Source organism: Parasutterella secunda (assembly GCF_024733725.1).
GTDB classification, from domain to species: Bacteria; Pseudomonadota; Gammaproteobacteria; order Burkholderiales; family Burkholderiaceae_F; genus Aphodousia; species Aphodousia faecalis.
Map to the genome: position 1 here is coordinate 292,636 of NZ_JANRHP010000003.1, position 18,141 is coordinate 310,776.

General features: G+C 48.7%; 17 protein-coding genes and 1 tRNA gene. 6 read left to right on the top strand and 12 right to left on the bottom strand.

The window, feature by feature from the left end:
• The first annotated feature begins 38 nt into the window (after nucleotides 1-38).
• On the top strand, nucleotides 39-701 hold the full coding sequence (locus NW199_RS04905; RefSeq protein ID WP_022472522.1) for a FadR/GntR family transcriptional regulator: 663 nt from the start codon (nucleotides 39-41) through the stop codon (nucleotides 699-701).
• Between the two features lie 65 nt (nucleotides 702-766).
• Here NW199_RS04905 and NW199_RS04910 read toward each other — a convergent pair whose 3' ends face one another.
• The 12 genes from NW199_RS04910 to rfaE1 form a co-directional block, all read right to left on the bottom strand.
• Complete coding sequence (locus NW199_RS04910; protein WP_258333805.1) at nucleotides 767-1,870, bottom strand: amidohydrolase; 1,104 nt, start codon at nucleotides 1,868-1,870, stop codon at nucleotides 767-769.
• A gap of 173 nt (nucleotides 1,871-2,043) precedes the next feature.
• Nucleotides 2,044-2,793, bottom strand: coding sequence for an ATP-dependent sacrificial sulfur transferase LarE (larE, locus tag NW199_RS04915; RefSeq protein WP_258333806.1), 750 nt, complete (start codon nucleotides 2,791-2,793; stop codon nucleotides 2,044-2,046).
• Between the two features lie 34 nt (nucleotides 2,794-2,827).
• Nucleotides 2,828-4,132 (bottom strand): nickel pincer cofactor biosynthesis protein LarC, encoded by a 1,305-nt coding sequence (larC, locus tag NW199_RS04920; protein WP_258333807.1) that lies wholly within the window; start codon nucleotides 4,130-4,132, stop codon nucleotides 2,828-2,830.
• A gap of 4 nt (nucleotides 4,133-4,136) precedes the next feature.
• A complete protein-coding gene (gene larB / locus NW199_RS04925) occupies nucleotides 4,137-4,883 on the bottom strand; it encodes a nickel pincer cofactor biosynthesis protein LarB (RefSeq protein WP_258333808.1) in 747 nt (248 codons plus the stop codon).
• Nucleotides 4,873-5,595: a class I SAM-dependent methyltransferase gene (locus NW199_RS04930; RefSeq protein WP_258333809.1), complete on the bottom strand. Its 723-nt coding sequence runs from the start codon at nucleotides 5,593-5,595 to the stop codon at nucleotides 4,873-4,875. The genes larB and NW199_RS04930 overlap by 11 nt, the downstream gene beginning before the upstream one ends.
• A gap of 138 nt (nucleotides 5,596-5,733) precedes the next feature.
• Nucleotides 5,734-7,140, bottom strand: coding sequence for an MmgE/PrpD family protein (locus tag NW199_RS04935; protein ID WP_258333810.1), 1,407 nt, complete (start codon nucleotides 7,138-7,140; stop codon nucleotides 5,734-5,736).
• Between the two features lie 72 nt (nucleotides 7,141-7,212).
• On the bottom strand, nucleotides 7,213-8,547 hold the full coding sequence (locus NW199_RS04940) for an anaerobic C4-dicarboxylate transporter family protein (protein WP_258333811.1): 1,335 nt from the start codon (nucleotides 8,545-8,547) through the stop codon (nucleotides 7,213-7,215).
• 27 nt (nucleotides 8,548-8,574) lie between these two features.
• Nucleotides 8,575-9,972 carry an argininosuccinate lyase gene (argH, locus tag NW199_RS04945; protein ID WP_258333812.1) on the bottom strand — a complete coding sequence of 466 codons (1,398 nt, stop codon included), beginning with the start codon at nucleotides 9,970-9,972 and terminating at the stop codon, nucleotides 8,575-8,577.
• Nucleotides 9,973-10,238: 266 nt separating this feature from the next.
• Nucleotides 10,239-10,751 carry a D-glycero-beta-D-manno-heptose 1-phosphate adenylyltransferase gene (gene rfaE2, locus NW199_RS04950; RefSeq protein ID WP_258333813.1) on the bottom strand — a complete coding sequence of 171 codons (513 nt, stop codon included), beginning with the start codon at nucleotides 10,749-10,751 and terminating at the stop codon, nucleotides 10,239-10,241.
• Between the two features lie 8 nt (nucleotides 10,752-10,759).
• Nucleotides 10,760-11,311 carry a D-glycero-beta-D-manno-heptose 1,7-bisphosphate 7-phosphatase gene (gene gmhB / locus NW199_RS04955; RefSeq protein WP_258333814.1) on the bottom strand — a complete coding sequence of 184 codons (552 nt, stop codon included), beginning with the start codon at nucleotides 11,309-11,311 and terminating at the stop codon, nucleotides 10,760-10,762.
• On the bottom strand, nucleotides 11,311-12,345 hold the full coding sequence (gene rfaD / locus NW199_RS04960; protein WP_258333815.1) for an ADP-glyceromanno-heptose 6-epimerase: 1,035 nt from the start codon (nucleotides 12,343-12,345) through the stop codon (nucleotides 11,311-11,313). The genes gmhB and rfaD overlap by 1 nt, the downstream gene beginning before the upstream one ends.
• Nucleotides 12,342-13,298, bottom strand: a complete 957-nt coding sequence (gene rfaE1, locus NW199_RS04965) for a D-glycero-beta-D-manno-heptose-7-phosphate kinase (RefSeq protein ID WP_309148115.1) — start codon at nucleotides 13,296-13,298, stop codon at nucleotides 12,342-12,344. Before rfaE1 ends, rfaD begins: the two co-directional genes overlap by 4 nt.
• A gap of 192 nt (nucleotides 13,299-13,490) precedes the next feature.
• On the opposite strand from rfaE1, the gene NW199_RS04970 reads away from it, so the two are divergent.
• From NW199_RS04970 to NW199_RS04990, 5 genes are all read left to right on the top strand, one after another.
• Nucleotides 13,491-14,903 carry a phosphoglucose isomerase-related protein gene (locus tag NW199_RS04970; RefSeq protein ID WP_258333816.1) on the top strand — a complete coding sequence of 471 codons (1,413 nt, stop codon included), beginning with the start codon at nucleotides 13,491-13,493 and terminating at the stop codon, nucleotides 14,901-14,903.
• A gap of 13 nt (nucleotides 14,904-14,916) precedes the next feature.
• Nucleotides 14,917-15,882 carry a lipopolysaccharide heptosyltransferase I gene (gene waaC, locus NW199_RS04975; RefSeq protein WP_258333817.1) on the top strand — a complete coding sequence of 322 codons (966 nt, stop codon included), beginning with the start codon at nucleotides 14,917-14,919 and terminating at the stop codon, nucleotides 15,880-15,882.
• The gene (locus NW199_RS04980; RefSeq protein WP_258333818.1) at nucleotides 15,879-17,165 is read left to right on the top strand and encodes a 3-deoxy-D-manno-octulosonic acid transferase; all 1,287 of its coding nucleotides are present in this window, start codon (nucleotides 15,879-15,881) and stop codon (nucleotides 17,163-17,165) included. Before waaC ends, NW199_RS04980 begins: the two co-directional genes overlap by 4 nt.
• Nucleotides 17,150-17,971, top strand: a complete 822-nt coding sequence (thiD, locus tag NW199_RS04985) for a bifunctional hydroxymethylpyrimidine kinase/phosphomethylpyrimidine kinase (RefSeq protein WP_258333819.1) — start codon at nucleotides 17,150-17,152, stop codon at nucleotides 17,969-17,971. The genes NW199_RS04980 and thiD overlap by 16 nt, the downstream gene beginning before the upstream one ends.
• A gap of 86 nt (nucleotides 17,972-18,057) precedes the next feature.
• Nucleotides 18,058-18,134 (top strand) — tRNA-Met (locus NW199_RS04990).
• The last annotated feature ends 7 nt before the right edge of the window (nucleotides 18,135-18,141 follow it).

Genomic DNA, 18,141 nt, shown 5'->3' on the forward strand with positions numbered 1-18,141 from the left:
TAATGATCGCTAACAATTTTTCAAAGGTCTCGAACAAAATGCAACAAAATGACAATTTGTTTGAACAAATCCGTGATCATTTGCAGGAACAAGCAAAAAATGGCGAACGCATTGACACGGAAACGGAATTGGCCAAGCGTTTCGGTGTGACCCGCTACCGTATTCGTAAAGAGTTGGACATTTTGACCCAAATGGGAATTCTGGTTCGGACACCAAAGCGCGGCACGACGGTTCGTGAAGTGGGCGCTAACAGTTTGCGCAACCAGATTCAGATGCGTTTTGACGTGGCTAACTTTGACGTGCAGGAATTTATTGAAGCTCGCGCTTTGGTGGAATGCTCTCTTATGCCGTTAGTGAGCCGTCGCATCACGCCGGCGTTGGCTTCCCGTTTGGAAGGTACGCTCAATAAGATTGAAGAGCACGCCGATGAACCGCTGGTGGCCGATAAATTTGACCGAGAATTCCATTTGTTGCTTCTGGAAGGCTGCGGAAACCGAGTGCTTCAGGTTTTCTCAGGCGTGCTGGTGACGTACTTTGAAAAAACTTCACACCGTATCGCCAACATGGATAGGCAATTCTTTTTGGATATCGCTCGACAGGAAAGAGAGATTTTGCGGGCGATTCGCATGGGGGATGCTCAAAAAGCTTCTGAACTTTTGCGCGCCCACTTAATGGAACAATCGCAACTGCTGCCGCTGTAGCTTTATATCGGAAGACAAAAAATGGGGAGTTTGAGACTCCCCATTTCATTGCCGGTGATTGTTAATTAGCCGATCAAGTGTTCCACCACATCGACCATCACATCAACTCCCATCGGGAGGTATTGCGGGTCAAAATGCATCGTTGCTGCGTGAAGGCCCGGCGTTGCTCCAACACCTAAACCAAAGTAGGCAGCCTTCATTGTGGGCTTATGCATCTTATAGTAGTGGAAATCTTCGCCACCGCCGCCGCAGTCCTTAGCGACAGCTTCTTGTCCATGTGTGCGAACGATCGAATCGATCACCATTTGCTTGAAGTCTTCGTCATACTCGGCAGCCGGACATGCTCCCAGCTCAGTGATTTCCGCGGTTGCTCCGTATGCGGTAGCCGTGCCTTCAACGAGTTTAGCAAAGCGTTCAGAGAAATCCTTCATCATGGGATTCGTTTGCGCGCGGTTATCGAAGGTGATCGTGGCCGTTTCAGGAATGGAGTTTGTGGCGCCTTGATCTGCGTGCAATTGCGTGGCCTTCATAGACCAAATACCGGCTGGATTAAACCACATGTTTTGCACGCCTTGAACGATGGCGCAGGCTACGTCGAGGGCACTAACACCCAAGTGGGGGCGGGCAGCGTGGGCACTTCGGCCATGAACTGTGACTCTTAATGTTCTGGAAGCCGTATGGTTGACGGCCGGGCAGATTTGACCGGCGGGCACGTCTTGAATTGGGCGGATATGGGCGCCGAGCGCATAATCCACATCATCAATGACCCCGGCTTTGATCATGGCAAGAGCGCCGCTGATGGATTCTTCAGCCGGTTGGAAGAGCAATTTGAGAGTACCCTTCTTGACGCGATCCTTCAGGCGACTGGCAGCAGCAAGCAACATGGCTGTATGGGAGTCGTGGCCGCAAGCGTGAATGGCGCATTCTTTCCCGTCAATGGTAAAAGGCAAGGCGTCCATATCAGCGCGCAATAACACTACGGGACCGGGTTCGGCGCCTTTAATGACGCCCATTACGCCAGTAGTGCCGCCGATGCCGGTTTGCACTTCAATGCCTAAATCTTGAAGCGTCTTCGTAACGTAGGCAGAAGTCTTCACTTCCTGCATAGCCAACTCAGGAATCTTATGGAGGTCTTCCCACATTTTGATGGGATCGAGAATTGTGGACATGGGTTGTTCCTTTCTCAGTAAAGTTAAAAGGTATTTTTAGTTTAACTCTAAAAATCCATTACAGTTTCCCAATATGTTGAAAATCTATGACGAAATACCGAAATTTTTGGTGATGTAGAAAAATAAGCCTTTGATTGGTGATTAATAGATTAAGAGAAGATATTTTTTTCTAATTAATCCATGCTGCCGGAGCGAAAACCCTCTAAATCCAGGGTGACGTATTTCCAACCTAGACTCTTTAGTTTTCTGACGATATCTGCTTGTTTCGAAAGTACGAAAGAAAAATATTCGGGGTCTGTTTCTATTCGGGCAATGTCGCCGTGTGAGCGAACACGGAGAATTCCTAAGCCAAATGATCGGAGACAATTTTCTGCTTGATCAATCTGATTGAGAATAGGGACAGAAAGTGTTTGTCCGTAAGGCAGACGAGTGGCCAGGCAAGATCCGGATGGTTTTTTCGAGGCAGAGAGACTCCAAAGTGTCAATAGTTTTCTTACATCTGATTTGTGCAGTCCTAATTCTTTTAGCGGACTGCGGGCCCCTGATTCAGCAATAGCTTTTAATCCCGGACGGTATTTCGTTAAGTCATCTAATTGAGTGCCCTCTAACAGGATTTTTACATTGTGTGTTTGTCCAAAATCCATAAAAGCTTTAAAAATGGCTTTTTTGCACCGGTAGCACCGATCTTGAGGGTTGTTTTCGATACCGATAGAAGCGGGAGAGTTAATGTTAATAACTTCAAGCTTGACTTGGAGATCTCGGGCGATTTGTTCAGCCTCTACCAGCGCCATTCTCGGCATCCAAGGCGCATCAGCATACAAAGCATAAATGGGAAAGCGGCCACGAGAAGCCTCAAGGGCAAGTTTGAGGACTAAGACACTATCGGCGCCACCTGAGAACGCGACCATTACAGGTTCAGTCACGATAGCATCAAAATGGCTAAGGACTGTTTTTAGATCAGGCATTTTCAGCGGCATTTTGTACCAAACGGTAAAGACCGGGCAGATCAAGATTGTGCTCTTTCGCCAATCGTTTTACGGTTTCATATTCAGGATAAAAGCGAGTGTGAAATACTCCATCTTGATCAGGCACTTCGCAAACTTTAACTTCCGCATCGCCATAGGGTGTTTGAACAGTCAACTGATGGCGCTTTAAGATACGGCGAAAGACTTCTCGAGAACGAATACCAATGGTTGTCGTATTGGAAAAAATAATGTTTTCCAACTTTTCTTGCTGATCCGGTTTGCACAACACTGACAGTATGTAGGCCGGACGACATTTTTTCGTATAAATCGGTGTAAACCAAGCCTCAAGTGCGCCGTGAGCGTAGAGTTTTTCAAGAGTAAAGCCAAGGGTTTCGGCCGTCGAATCATCAATATTGGTTGATAACTCAATGACTTTATCTTGTCCGCATTGATCGCCTGTTGCTTGGATGAGTGAGGCTCTTAGAAGGCTTGGACGGTCGTAATTTCGTTTTCCGGCTCCAAGGCCTGACTTCAAAATTTTGTAGCGTTGCGGAAGTTGTTCGGCCGTTTTGAGGGCGGCAACAATGGCAGCCCCGGTTGGCGTCACAAATTCACCTTTGCAGTCAATGCGAGATAGTGTTAGTCCATGCGCTTCAGCAATATGAGAAACCGCTGGGACCGGGATGGGCAAAATTCCATGTTGACAGCGAATTTCACCATAACCTTCTCCCAGAGCGGTCACTATAACCTGATCGACATTCAAATCGTCAATCAACACAGCAACTGAGAGAATATCGACAATAGAGTCAAGCGCCCCTACTTCATGGAAATGCACCTCGTTAATGTTTACACCATGAGCTTTGGCCTCAGCTTCAGCTACGATTGTGAAGATTTTCTTTGCGATGCTTTTTGCCCGATCGGTTGCGGATGTTTGATCCAATAGCCTGAAGATGTCGTCCAAGTGACGATGATCATGATGATGGTGCTCGTGATCATGAGCCTCTGTTGAAGCTTCTGGGTGTTCATGGTGGCAGGTGTGCGGATGGTGATCCTTTTCACCGAAAAGATAATTCATATCATGATCTGTATCCGCGGCGCCGTTTGTCAGGGTGACTTTAAAGTCACAAGCGTTCAATGCATTTTTCTTCACCCGAGAAACAGCAATCTGGAATTGTTGGTCGGGTAGGGTCGCAAGAACTTGTTGCAGCTTTTCAAAATTAGCCCCCAAGTCGAGCAAGGCGGCTACAGTCATATCGCCGCTGATTCCGGTTTGCGCATCCAACACCAGTGTTGTCATGAAATTATTCCTTTCGAGTCGCGAGACGATTAATTTGGGAAGCTAAAAAGCCCGCTCCAAAACCATTATCAATATTGACGGTAGCTACGCCGTTGGAGCAGCTGTTAATCATGGTCAGAAGTGCAGAAAGTCCATGGAAATTGGCTCCATAACCGACAGAAGTGGGAACCGCAATAACGGGATTGGCTACGAGCCCACCGATCACAGAGGCTAAAGCGCCCTCCATACCGGCGACCGCCACCACGCAGTTGGCCTTTTGCAAACGATCTACTTTTGAAAGTAAGCGGTGGATGCCGCTAACCCCGATATCGTAGAAACGTTCAACGTTTTGTCCGAAAAATTCCGCAGTTTGTGCGCATTCTTCTGCGACGGCAATATCAGCTGTTCCCGCCGTACAGACGGCAATAAGCCCTGCTCTTTTTTTGGGCTTTTCAATTTTGGCAATGCGGCTGATGGGATCGTAGGTGAGTTCGGGCAGACGCTTTTTGAGTAATTGGTATTGTTTTTCCGAGCACCGGGTTCCCATCACTTCGCCATTGTCACTAAATAAGCGAGAGAAAATCTCAACGAGAAAGTCATCGGCTTTATTTTCACAGTAGACAACTTCGGCAAAGCCGGTGCGAACGGCTCGGTGGGAATCCAGTTTTGCAAACCCCAACTCCTCATAAGGGGCGCGAGCCAAAAGTTCTTTAGCCTCTTGAATGTCCATTTTGCCGTCTTTGACGGCCTGTAAAAGCGTATCAATCTGCATGGTCTTTTTCGCAAATAATGGCAAAGTCGTGAATCTGATCGCCCGTTTGCCGTAAAACAATAGTGTCAATATTAACGAAACCGATCAAATTGAGAATTTCTTTGTCGTACTCAGGGCGATCGAATCGACTCATCGGAAGTTCTTTTGCAATGGACTCCATGATGTTGATATCAACATCGCCAAGATATTTATGCGTTTCACGATGCGGGCGGTCATGCCGACTTGAATCCGTAAGGTAGCGGTAATGGTTGCCGTCAAAGATGATCAGTTTGCCGTTAGGTTTTAGCCAACGATGCCATTGACGGTAAGCAGATTCTGGGTCAGGTAAATTCCATACAACGTTTCGAGAAGCGATAACATCGAAACTCTCGTGAGGAAAGCTGGCGGCGGCTGCATCAGCCTGTAAAAATTCAACATTTAATCCCAGGGCATTTTTCCGAGCATTGATGAGCATCGGAGCACAAGAATCAATCCCTGTGCTTTCAAAGCCCAACTTAGCCAATTCAATAGCTAAAAATCCCGGTCCGCAGCCGATATCCAGTGATTTTTGTCCAAGATGAGAGCCAGGCAGCCAACGTTGCAGAAGATTTCTATACAGATTGTCAGCGTCAGCCAGTTCTTCAACGTTTGAAAGACTGTAGCCCTCGGCTCGGAGTCCCCAATAATGTTGTATGGCTTGATCAATTGTTGGGGTTTTTGCTTCTTTTTCCATGGGAAGTCCTATTTTTATTGTTCGATCATCTTAGCAAAACACAAAGTCAATAACGGGAGGTAGGGATTTTTCAATCAGAAAAGAGTGCAAATAGGCAAAAAATTGCCCCGCGCAAAGAAGGCGGGGCGAGAAAAGTTTTTAGATATCAAACTGGGTGGTTGTGATGGGTTTGGATCCCAATAACTTCACCACCGGATCAAGATTTGGCTGATCTTTAAGATGCAGCAAGAAGTCGGCAATGCCCTCTACTACTTCGGTCGGGAAGACCATGCCGGCGATGTCCCGATACTTGCTCATTAGCGCTTCATCGCTCACCGGATTTTGAGGAGCACCTAATGGGAATTCAACCCGCTCGGTGTAGCTCTTTCCGTCTCGCGTGAAGACCGTCACAATCGGTTCATCCTCGTCTTTTTGCGTCTTATCGATCTCAAATTCGACCAAATCCATGGCTTGGCGAATGCGAGGATCGTGTCGATTGGTACGCGTGTAAGCGGTTAAATTCGCACCGCCGAAAACCAATCGGGCCGCAATACCGTAAGCGATGCTCATTTGCGCCGCAGGCATCGGGTCAAGCTTTCTGCCGCCACACATACCGTGAACAAACGGATTGATCTTGATATGGATCTTTTCAATATCAGCAGGAGTCAAACTGTGTTCGTCCATGATGATATTGACGGCATCAATGGAAGAGTGCGAACTTCTGCAGGAAGCATGCGGCTTAATGGAAACACGACCCAACTTCCAATTTTTGCCTAAATCGCGAAGCCAGGCATCGGGGTCTTGGCTTGTCGGAGCAAAAGTCTTGGAAAAGCCGCCCCATACTTGTTCAAAGGCAAGTTTCGGACCGGTGAAGCCTTCACGGGCCAGCAAACAAGCAAGCAATCCGCCGTGAGCGGCGTTGCCGACATGCAGGCGTTTGTTTTGTGCGCCATCATGAACAAAAGACCATTGACCGGCTGCAAAACTCGTGGCGATACCAAGCGCCGCCTGCATTTTTTCAACGTCCAGTCCTAAGAGACGACCGACCGCCGCCGCGGCACCGAAGACGCCACACGTGCCGGTGGAGTGCCAGCCAGCACCGTTGTGCGGCTCATAGGCGCCGCACGATTCAAGGGCGCGACGGGCCAAGTCATAGCCCAATGTGACGGCAACAATAAATTCTTTACCGTCAATTGGGCGATTACAAAGACTTAATGCGGCAAAAGCAGCCGGAACAACGACAGCGCCCGAGTGATCGCAGCCGTTGGTGTCGTCCAATTCGAAAGTATGGGAAGAGACACCGTTACTGAGCGCGGCGTTTCGGGCGCTGACCTTAATACCCTTGCCCCAAAGAGGAACATTTCCGCTCATTTCGCCGCCGATAGCGAAAACTTTATTTAAAAGTTTTGTCTCGGGACTGACAGCGCCGGCAATACCTGCACCCACGGAGTCCAGAATATGACGTTGAGCTTTAATGACGAGTTCTTCGGGGATATCTTCAAATTTGGTCCAAACAACGAAACGAGCCAATTGTTCGGAAATCAATTGAGTATTTTCGCTTTGCATAACGATCGTTCTGAGAAAAAACTGAAATAGGAGGAGCGGGTAAGCAACCCGCTCCAAACACATCAGCCTATTTTAGAAGAAAATGAAGCTTAAGAAGTAACCGGTTGCAACACCCGTGATGACATGTACGAAACCGGGGATGATGTAGCTGTGGTTAACAACGTATTTACCCAAACGGGTGGTACCGGTACGGTCGAAAGCCGTGCAGCCGATTTGCGCGCCGCCGGGGATGATGAAGTCACCGCACGTGGCAGGAAACAGTGCAACGCAAAGGCCCGCGGGGATGCCGATCGAAACACCCAAAGGCATTAAAGCTGCCGTTGTCGCAGAGGGACTTAAAATCACCGCGGAGAAGCAAAACAGTACAACACCGAAGAGCATCGGAGTTGACTGGGCCATGTCAGTGAATAACCCAACGAACAAGGGCTTATAAGCTTCAAAGAACGTGCCTGTTAACCAAGAAACGCCGAACACGCCTACCACACCGATCAAACCGGAAACGAAGACGGAACCGGAGGCAAACTTACTGCTCGGCACTTTGCAGAACACGATAATGAAAAGACCGAAGGCAAGCATGACCATTTGAATCAATGACGGAATCGGAAGAGTGGAGATCTTACCGGCGGCTTCCCAACTTGGGAGCAATTCCTTAAACGTGCCGAAGATGATCACAGTCACGACGCCTACAAGGAAGATGCCAACAGACAATTTTTGTCCTTTGGTTGCTTCAAAGGGTTTATTGTCATTGGTGACTACCAATTCTTGATATTGACCGGATTGAACGCGGCGAATAAATTCAGGGTCTTTTTCAAGCTCAGTGCCTTTCCAGTACACCGACAAGCATGTGCAAAGCGTGGCGATGATAAAGGCCGGGACAGTAACAGCCAAAATTTGAATTAAAGAGACGTCCAAAACGGCAAGGCTTGCGACCAAGGCGGCCATGGCAGCGCTCATAGGACTTGCGACCACGGCGATACCGGCCGAAATCACAGACGCGGCAATGGGACGTTCAGGGCGCACTTTAGCGGAGGCCGCCACTTCGGCTACGACCGGGTAGACGGCGAAGGCCACGTAGGCCGTGCCGCAGAGCACGACAAAAAGCGAGCAGACAAAAGGTCCCACAATCGTGATGGCGCTTGGCCACTTGCGAAGCATTTTTTCAGCTAAGCGGACCAAGAGATCGAGACCGCCCGCACCTTGCAAGATACTGGTACAGGCAATCACAGCCACAATAATCAATAGGGTGGAAACAGGGGGTGATGCCGGTTGAAGACCGAAGCCCAAGACCAAAATACTCACACCCAAGCCACCCGCGGCGCCGAGACCGACACCGCCGAAGCGGCCCCCGACGCCAATACAGACGAGCATAACGGCTAGTTGTAACCAGAAATTTAAATCGGTTTCCATTTCCAATTCCTTTTCGAATCGATTGGATTATTGAAGTGTTTGAGCTTCGTGATTGAGCACCGCACGGGCCACTTCGAGTTGCTTACTTACGGCTTCCGGAGCTGTGCCGCCGTAGGATTTACGGGCTTTCACACAGGTTTCAAGAGCGATTTCGTGGCGGATGTCTTCTTCGATCTTGTCGTTAAAGCTCTTATATTCATCCATTGTCAGATCATCGAGGCGCTTGCCATGCTTGATGCAGTAGTTGACCATGGAACCGACAACATGGTGCGCTTCACGGAAAGGCACGCCTTTGCGAGCCAAATAGTCGGCCAAGTCTGTGGCGTTGGAATAACCCAGATCGGCGTTGTGACGCATTTTTTCAGCGTTAACCGTCATCTTGGCAATCATCGGTGTCATGATGCGGAGGCTGGCCAAAAGTGTATCAATCGAGTCAAACACCTGTTCCTTGTCTTCGGAAAGGTCGGTGTTGTATGCCAAGGGAAGCCCCTTCATGATGGTCAGCATGGCCATGAGATTGCCGTAGACACGGCCGGTCTTGCCGCGAATCTTTTCAGCAATATCCGGATTTTTCTTTTGCGGCATGATGGAGGAACCCGTGCAGAAGTCGTCCGACAGCTCAATGAACTTAAAGTCTTGAGTGGAGAAGGTCACGAGTTCTTCAGACAGGCGGCTTAAGTGCATGTAGCACATGGCGGCGCAAGCATTAAATTCCACCATATGGTCGCGGTCGCTCACGGAATCGATGGAGTTTTCTGTTGGAGCGTCAAAACCTAAAGCTTTAGCGGTGAATTCACGATCAATCGGAAAGTCTGTTCCGGCCAAAGCGGCGGCACCTAACGGGCAGCGTCCCATGCGGCTAAAGAGGTTGTCAAAGCGGGTGAAATCACGTTCAAGCATCCAGAAGTAAGCCATCATCCAATGCGAAAAGAGGATGGGCTGGCCCGTTTGCATATGGGTGTAACCCGGCATGATGACATCCATGTGCTTTTCTGCAATATCGACAAATTCCTTTTGCAGGTCACGAATTGCAGCTTGCACTTCACGAATGGTGGCGCGAAGCATCATCTTTGTGGTGACGGTTGTTTGGTCATTGCGTGAACGGGCGGTGTGAAGGCGGCCACCGGCCGGCCCCACGATTTCTGTCATACGCTTTTCAATAGCCATATGAATATCTTCATCGGCCGTACGGAAGACAAACTTGCCATCGCGAATTTCCTGGGCCACTTGATCCAAGCCCTTGCAGATGGCTTCAGCGTCTTCTTTGCTGATAATGCCTTGACGACCGAGCATAGTGGCGTGCGCTTGAGATCCCTTGATATCAAAGGGGCAGTTGCGTTGTTCGATCATGATGGTGGCATTAAAATCTTCCACCAACTTATTTGCCGACAAATCAAAGCGACCGCTACGAGATTTGCTATCCATTTATAACCCCTTGAAAATTAAATATATATTGAAACTTTTAGAAAATTAAAGGAAACCTAATTCCAGTAAAATCAAGTAATTTAACTTTACTCCTATTTGTCGACAAAATATAGTAATAAGTAAACAAATACTAGAGAGAAATTAATTTATTGTTGTTTTTCAGATAGATAAGGAATATGGGTAAAAACCCTGATTGGACGATTGGAAATGAAAAAAGGCATCGAAAAAATAAAAATCGATGCCTTGAAAAGGAAAATTAGGAGAAATCAGTGCTTATTTTTTAGGTTCAGCGAACTGATTTTTTGTAAAAGAGCGGTAGTCGAGCGTTGGTGTTCAAATTGAACCGTCACCGTTTTGGCTCCCCAGGTGGCTACGAGCTTTGCTTCAGGTAAGTCCTCGATTCTGTAGTCACCCCCTTTGACGTAAATATCCGGGTGTGCGTTTTCGACAGCTTTAAGCGGGACTTTTTCTTCAAAAATAACCACCAGATCCACGCTTTCAAGCGCCGCGAGCACGGCAGCTCGGTCAGCCTGGGTATTAATGGGCCGTTCGTCACCCTTACCAAGCATTTTGACAGAAGCGTCGGAATTAATCGCAACAACCAAGCTTGCCCCTAAGGCACGTGCTTGCGCGAGGTACGTGACGTGTCCTCGATGCAAAATATCAAAGACCCCATTGGTCATGACAACAGGATGAGGTAATTTTGAAGCGCGCTCGGCAAGGTGAGCCATGTCGGTTATTTTTTCTTCAAAATCAGGGGCGGGAAGTCGTGTACTCATAAAAATCCTTAAAGCACAATTTGGACAGCCTCCAAAAGATCCACGGCCGTGTGAGTGCATTCGGGGGTGGCTTGGGGCTTTTGTAAACCGTCTTTCCCCACCAGAATGCGCGTGCCGATATGAGCGGAGAGTGCAGCTTGCATGTCACCCGATTTGTCGCCAACCATGAGGCTTGCTGGCATGTCAATGTTCCACTTTTTTTGAGCGGCTAACAGCATACCGGGTTTGGGCTTGCGGCAGTCACAGTCACAGCGATAAGCGCCAATCGCCTTTTCAGGGTGATGGGGACAGAAGAAAATATCGGTAATTTGAACACCCTGTCGGGCAAATTTGCCTTTCATCCAATCGCAAAGGCGCCCAAAATCTTCTTCACTGTAATAACCTCTGCCGATTCCGCTTTGATTGGTGGCAATGATTAAAAGGTATCCCGCACTTTGCAGTTGTCGACAGGCTTCGAAAACACCGGGAATAAAAGTGAACTCTTCGGGTGTATGAACGTAGGCGTGATCAATATTGATCACGCCGTCACGATCTAGGAAAGCGGCTTTCTGTAAGCTCATTATTTAGCTTCGGCGATAGTCGGATCGGAGCTCACGTCCTGGTAGCGTTCTAAAAGATCAGCCACGTAATCGGCCGTTCCCTCTTCAACGCTTCTGAATCGAACATCGCAGCCAGCCGCGCGAAGCTTTGTCAAATCGGCTTGCGTGTAGGCCTGATACTTGCCTTTTAGGGATTCCGGGAAGGGAATGTAGCGGATAAAGCCTTCCTTGACGGCTTGCTCAAGCGTTACCTTTTCTTTGCCTTCATGCGTACGCAACGCGTTTACCACACCTAAAGAGACATCGTTAAACGGTTGGGCGCGGCCGGTGCCGCAGTTGTAGATGCCGGTGACAGGCTTATCAAAGAAGTGAAGGTTCACGGCAATCACATCATCGACGTAGACAAAGTCACGTTCCTGTTCTCCGTTTCCATAGCCTAAGCATCCTTCAAAAAGGCGCACATGACCTTCTTTTCGGAATTGGAAGAATTGATGGAAAGCAACGCTTGCCATGCGGCCCTTATGCTGTTCGTGCGGACCGTAGACGTTGAAGTAGCGCAGACCGATCACAGGAGCCTTTACCTCACCCTTTGCCATTTTGGCGCGCAATACTTGGTCGAAAAGGAACTTGGAGTAGCCGTAGACATTAAGCGGACCTTCAAAGCGCGGATCTTCTATAAAGGTTGTGCTTGCTCCATAAGTTGCGGCAGATGATGCGTAAATCATCGGAATCCCCAATTCCTGAGCCCAGTTAAAGAGTTCCAGGGTATAGCGATAGTTGTTATCCATCATGTAGCGGCCGTCTGTTTCCATCGTGTCGGAGCAGGCTCCTTGGTGGAAGATGGCTTCCGGTTTGGCAATTTTGCGAGCGCGAACCAGTTCGATAAAGTCACGCTTATCAAAGTAATCGGAAATTTGGCACTCGACCAAATTCTTAAATTTTTCAGCACGGCTGAGATTGTCCACCGCGATCACATCGGTGATGCCACGGCGGTTTAAAGCCAAAACATTATTAGCGCCGATAAAACCGGCGGCGCCCGTTACGATAATGCTCACAATGCTTCTCCTGCAAAAAGATCGTCATAGCCGTTAGGGAAGAGTTCTTCAAAACTGACCGTGGCTGTGCCGAGTTTTCCAACCACAATGCCGCCAGCGCGATTGGCAATTCGCATCGCGTCTTCAAGTGGCTTGCCCATTGCCATCATGGTGGCCATGACGGCAATCACGGTGTCTCCGGCACCGGACACGTCGTAGACTTCCAGCGCTTGAGCCGGAATTGTTTTTGCTCCCTCATCGGAAAAAAGCGTCATGCCCTCTTCACTGCGTGTAAGCAACACAGCGGTCAGATTGAGCTTTTCCCGAAGCGCTTGGGCTTTTTCGGTTAATTCTTCTTCACTTTCCCAAGAACCCACAACTTGTGCTAATTCAGAACGATTGGGGGTAATGACAGTAGCGCCGCGATAGCGGTCATAGTTGCTGCCTTTGGGGTCAATTAAAATGGGTTTGCCCTTGGCGCGTGCACAATCAATCATGCGTGCGATATGGTCAAGTCCGCCTTTGCCGTAGTCAGACAAAACAACCACTTCGCAATCGTCAATCAATTGCTCAAATTCACAAAGGTGTTTGGCAAGCACCGCAGTGGCCGGGCGATTTTCAAAGTCAGCCCGCAACATTTGTTGCTGACGGGCCACAATCCGCAATTTAACGGTTGTTTTTAAATCGGGATCACGATGCAGGTGCGGTTCAATTCCTTTTTCTTTAAGGATACGTTCAACGGTAGAGCCCGCTTCATCACAACCGACAACAGACAATAACTTTGCACCGGCTCCTAATGCACTGATATTGAGTGCAACGTTGGCCGCGCCGCCCAAGCGCTCTTCTTCGCGCGCAATGCGAACAACCGGCACCGGGGCTTCGGGCGAAATGCGGTTGGCGTCACCAAACCAATAACGGTCAAGCATGGCGTCGCCCGCCACGAGAATTTTCTTTTGACTGAATGAATTTGCCACGTTGGCATTCCTTACTTTAGCTATTTTTCGACAATTGTAAGCATCAGGATGCGTTTTTGCCTGAAAACTGTATCTATTGGTTAGATTCTGATGCCAACATTGGCAAGCCGTTTTTTGCCAACGTACAATGGCAACTAGATTGTTATAAGCGCCGCCCAGGTGTATCGGCGCTTCGTTTTTTGAGTTTTAGTCATGACCGAATCCATCGCTTTTCTTTCTCAAACGCGTCCGAATTGTGAACTGAGTGCCTGTGGTTTGACGCTAAATATCAGCCGCCAACGCTTAACTTGTGTTCAGTACGAAAATCTTTTACAAAAAGCCAAAGACTGTGGCCTAATCGACAAGCAGCGTCAGATGGTGGATGGCGATGTTGTCAATGCCAGTGAAAAAAGACAGGCCTTACATACCTCTTTACGTTCTGAAGATATCAATAGCCCGCACTACGAAGAGGTTAATCAAACCCGGGAGAGAATGTACGCTTTGGCTCGGGCAGTTCGTGAAGGGCAGTGGCTTGGAGCAAGCGGAAAGAAAATTACCGATGTGATCAATATTGGTATCGGTGGCTCAGAAATGGGACCCCACGCGGTCTACCATGCTTTGCGAGATGTAAATCCCTCCATCAGACTTCATTTTTTGTCAGCCGTTGATGGCATTTTGGCTGATCGGATTTTAGGCGCTTTGGATCCCGAGACAACGCTTACTGTTGTTTCAAGTAAAAGTTTTTCAACTCGCGAAACAATGCTCAATGCTGAGCTTGTTAATGAGTGGTATGCGAAGGCAGGCATTGTCGGAAAAGAAAAACGCGCTAAGCATGTTTTTCTTGTCAGCGCCAAAGAAAATGCCTGTGAATTAATGGATTTGCCCGAAGAAAATCGTTTCCCGATTTGGCCCTGGGTGGGCGGCCGTTTTTCCGTGTGGGGTGCAATCGGCTTGCCGCTTGTGATTGCTTTGGGGCCTGAAGTCTTCTCGGCATTCCTACACGGTGCTTACGAGATGGATCTCCATATGTTAAGTGCTGAACCCGAACAAAATTTGCCCTTAACGTTGGCCCTTCTTTCGTACTGGAACTCAACGGAGCTTCAAATGCAGTCGCATTGTCTTTTGCCTTATGACGAAAGACTGCGTTTGGTTGTGGCTTGGCTGCAACAGCTGGAAATGGAAAGTTTGGGTAAAAGTGAAAGACTGGATGGTTCCGTTATTACTTCTCGTACAGGTCAAGCCGTTTGGGGCGGATTCGGCAATGAAGCCCAGCACTCCTTTTATCAATGGTTAAGAGACGGCAGCGGCCGTACCAGTATCGATTTAGTTTGGTGTGAAGAGGCCGGACACCGTCACGCGCACCACCATTTAGTGCTCAATGCCAACGCTCAAGCTCAGGCTCAGGCACTTGTGACGCGACAGACTCCATCGGCAGAGTTTTTTAATGCTGTTTCCACTATTTGTATTAAGAAACTAACACCAGAGACACTGGGGGCATTTATGGCTTTGTATGAACACAAGACAACCATGCTTGCCACGCTTTACGGACTGAATGCTTTTGATCAACCGGCCGTGGAATACGGTAAGCGTTTGTGCCGTGAATTGGAAGCAAAACTGGCATCCTGAGGAATCTTTAGTCATGACGCGTCGAGCTTTAATTGTCAAAACCACCTCCATGGGAGATGTGATTCATGCACTGCCAGCCGTAGCAGACTTGGCTAAAGCTCAGCCGGATTTGCAGATTGATTGGGTTGTTGAAAAAAGTTTTGCCGACATTCCCCGGTTAAGTCGTTATGTAAATACCGTACATGAGGTGGCGGTCAGACAGTGGCGAAAGCACGTTTTGAGTTCCCAGACATGGAGGGAAGTCGGCCGAGTTCGTGCCGCACTGCAATCGGCGCACTATGAACGGGTGGTGGATCTTCAAGGACTTTTAAAAAGTGCGGTAATCGGTCGTTGGAGTCAATCGTTTTTATTGGGTTACGATAAAAACAGTATTAAGGAGCCCTGGGCCAGCCGTTTCTACGATCAAACCTTCTCTGTCTCCAAGTCGCTTAGTGCCGTTACTCGTTGTCGGATGCTTATGGGGGCGGCATTTGATTACGACTTCAAAGCCTATCCATTGGATTTTGGTCTGGAAACAATCGAAGCTTCTGATGATACATCGCCTTATGCGGTCTTTTTAGTCAATACCAGTCGTGAGACAAAGTTGTGGCCTGAAGATAAGTGGGTCGCTTTGGCAAAAGACTGCCACAAGGCGGGTTTGTCCATTCGTTTGCTTTGGGGATCAGAAGCAGAACACGAGCGGGTTCAACGCATTGCTTGCTCTGCAGGGGATTTTTGCCAAGTGCTTCCTCGTATGTCCATAAAAGATTGTGCGGCGGTTTTGCAGAAAGCCTCTTTTGTGGTGGGAGTGGATACGGGGCTTACCCATTTGGCAGCGGCCACGCAGCGCCCCACCGTTGGTCTTTTCTTGGACTATCCGATTGAACTGGTCGGTTTAACCGGTGGATGTGTGAAAAGTTTAGGCGGTGTCGGAGCGAATCCGGCCGTCTCCGAAGTAAAATCCGCTTTAACACAGTTGGGTTTGGACCTCTTTCAATGAACATTTCCCCTAAAGGTTATCGCTATTTAGTGCCAGCGCTTTTGCCGTTGGCAGGACTTTATCTATTGTGGCGGGCAAGAAAGCAGCCCTCGTATCTCAAACATTGGGGAGAGCGCTTTGCGTGGTCTGATTTTCCCTCTCCCAGAGCCAGCCATCCTGTGGTCTGGATTCACGCGGTTAGTGTCGGTGAAACCAATGCCACTCGACCGCTTGTTCGGGCTATTTTGAATCAGTGGCCTCAGTGCGACATTTTGCTCACCCACATGACGCCTACGGGACGAGAGGCGGGACAAAAAATTGTTCAGTTAGATCCGCAAAGGATCCGTCAGTGCTTTTTGCCCTACGATGCGGTTTATGCGGTGCGTAAGTTTTTGCGCCAGACTCGACCCGCCATGGGCCTTTTAATGGAAACTGAAGTTTGGCCGACTGTTTTAGAGGAGGCCCATGCATTGGGTATCCCTATGGCCTTGGTTAACGCTCGTTTGTCGGAAAAATCGTTTAATCAGGCGATGCGGGTGCCGGAACTCATGAAAAAAGCCATGGGACGGTTTACCAAGGTATGCGCTCAGGCTGAAAGTGATGCTCAACGTTTAAAGGCGATGGGAACGGTGGAACCGGTGATTACCGGCTCGCTTAAATTTGATATTCAGGCCCCTGCGGAAGCTTTGGCAAAGGCCGCGCAATGGAAGTTGGGCATTTCAAAGCCCATTGTGATGTTTGCCAGTACCCGTGATGGGGAGGAAGCCCTCATTGTTGAGTCGCTTAAAGAGCAAGCAAAACCTGAGGTTTGTTATCTATTGGTGCCCCGTCATCCGCAGCGCTTTGCAGAAGTAGAAGAGCTTTTAAAGTCAGCCGGTCTACGTTATCAAAAACGCAGTCTTTTAAAGAGTCCGGATGATATTCAAAAAGACACCCAAGTGATTTTGGGTGATTCCATGGGCGAAATGTTCTTTTATTGCGCCCTCTCGGATGTCACCCTGATGGGGGGAAGCTTTAAGCCCTTTGGTTGCCAGAATGTCATTGAACCGGCAAGTGTAGGGGTTCCGGTTATTGTGGGTCCCAGTACATTTAATTTTTCAATGGTGGTTGAAAAAGGAATGGAGGCGGGGGCTATTACACAGGTTGAGGATGTGGCAAGGGCAGTGGATTTAGCGCATCAATGGCTGATGAATCCCGAGTGGATGGCTAGTCTCAAAGCCAACGCGTTGACCTTCTCAAAAATGTACGTTGGTGCTACCGAGCGAACCATGTCTGTTTTGGAGACGCTATGGAAAAAACAATAATTCCTAATGTCTTAACGATTGCCGGCGTTGATCCGTCGGGCGGGGCTGGTGTCCTTGCCGATATTAAGGCCATAAGCGCATTAGGTGGTTATGGGTGTGGTGTGATTGCGGCCTTGACTGCCCAAAACACTTGCGCGGTAACGGGAGTTTGCCCGGTTCCGGCCTCTTTTGTCCGCGAGCAGTTAGAGACGCTTTTTGAAGATGTTCGAATTGACGCGGTCAAGATAGGCATGCTTTCCGATGTAGCGGTTATTGAAGAGGTTGCCCGAGCACTTGATCGATATCGTCCGCGTTTTGTGGTGCTCGATCCGGTCATGATTGCTAAAAGTGGCGATCGTTTGTTGCCGGAAAATTGTGTGCAAGCTCTCAAGACGAAATTGTTGCCGTTGGCCACGGTTTTAACACCGAATTTGCCCGAAGCGGCGGTCTTGGCAGGGGAAGCTGAAATTACTCAAGAAGGGCAGATGCAGGCCCTTGCCGATAAGCTTTTACCTTTAATGGGTAAAGACAGTTGGCTACTGTTAAAAGGCGGTCATCTAACTGGTGCTGAAGTGCCGGATCTGCTAACAAACGGGGAAGTGAACGTTGTTTTTAAAGCCGACCGAATTGAGACAAAAAATACACATGGAACCGGCTGCACCTTGTCATCGGCTCTGGCCACCTTGTTGCCGCAATGTGAGACAGTGCCCGAAGCGGTTGAAAAAGCAAAAAAATACCTTTGGGAGGCCATTTCTCATTCCGGAGAGTTAACTGTTGGTCACGGGCATGGACCGGTTCACCATTTTTATAGGTTTTTAACCCGTTGATATTGTTGAGGAATTAAAAAAGTTTAGAGTTTTTTAATAAAACGGGTTGCTTTTCAACCAGTGTATCTGTATGATTCCACTTCTCTGGCGGGTTAGCTCAGTCGGTTAGAGCAGAGGAATCATAATCCTTGTGTCCGGGGTTCGAGTCCCTGACTCGCCACCAGAATACA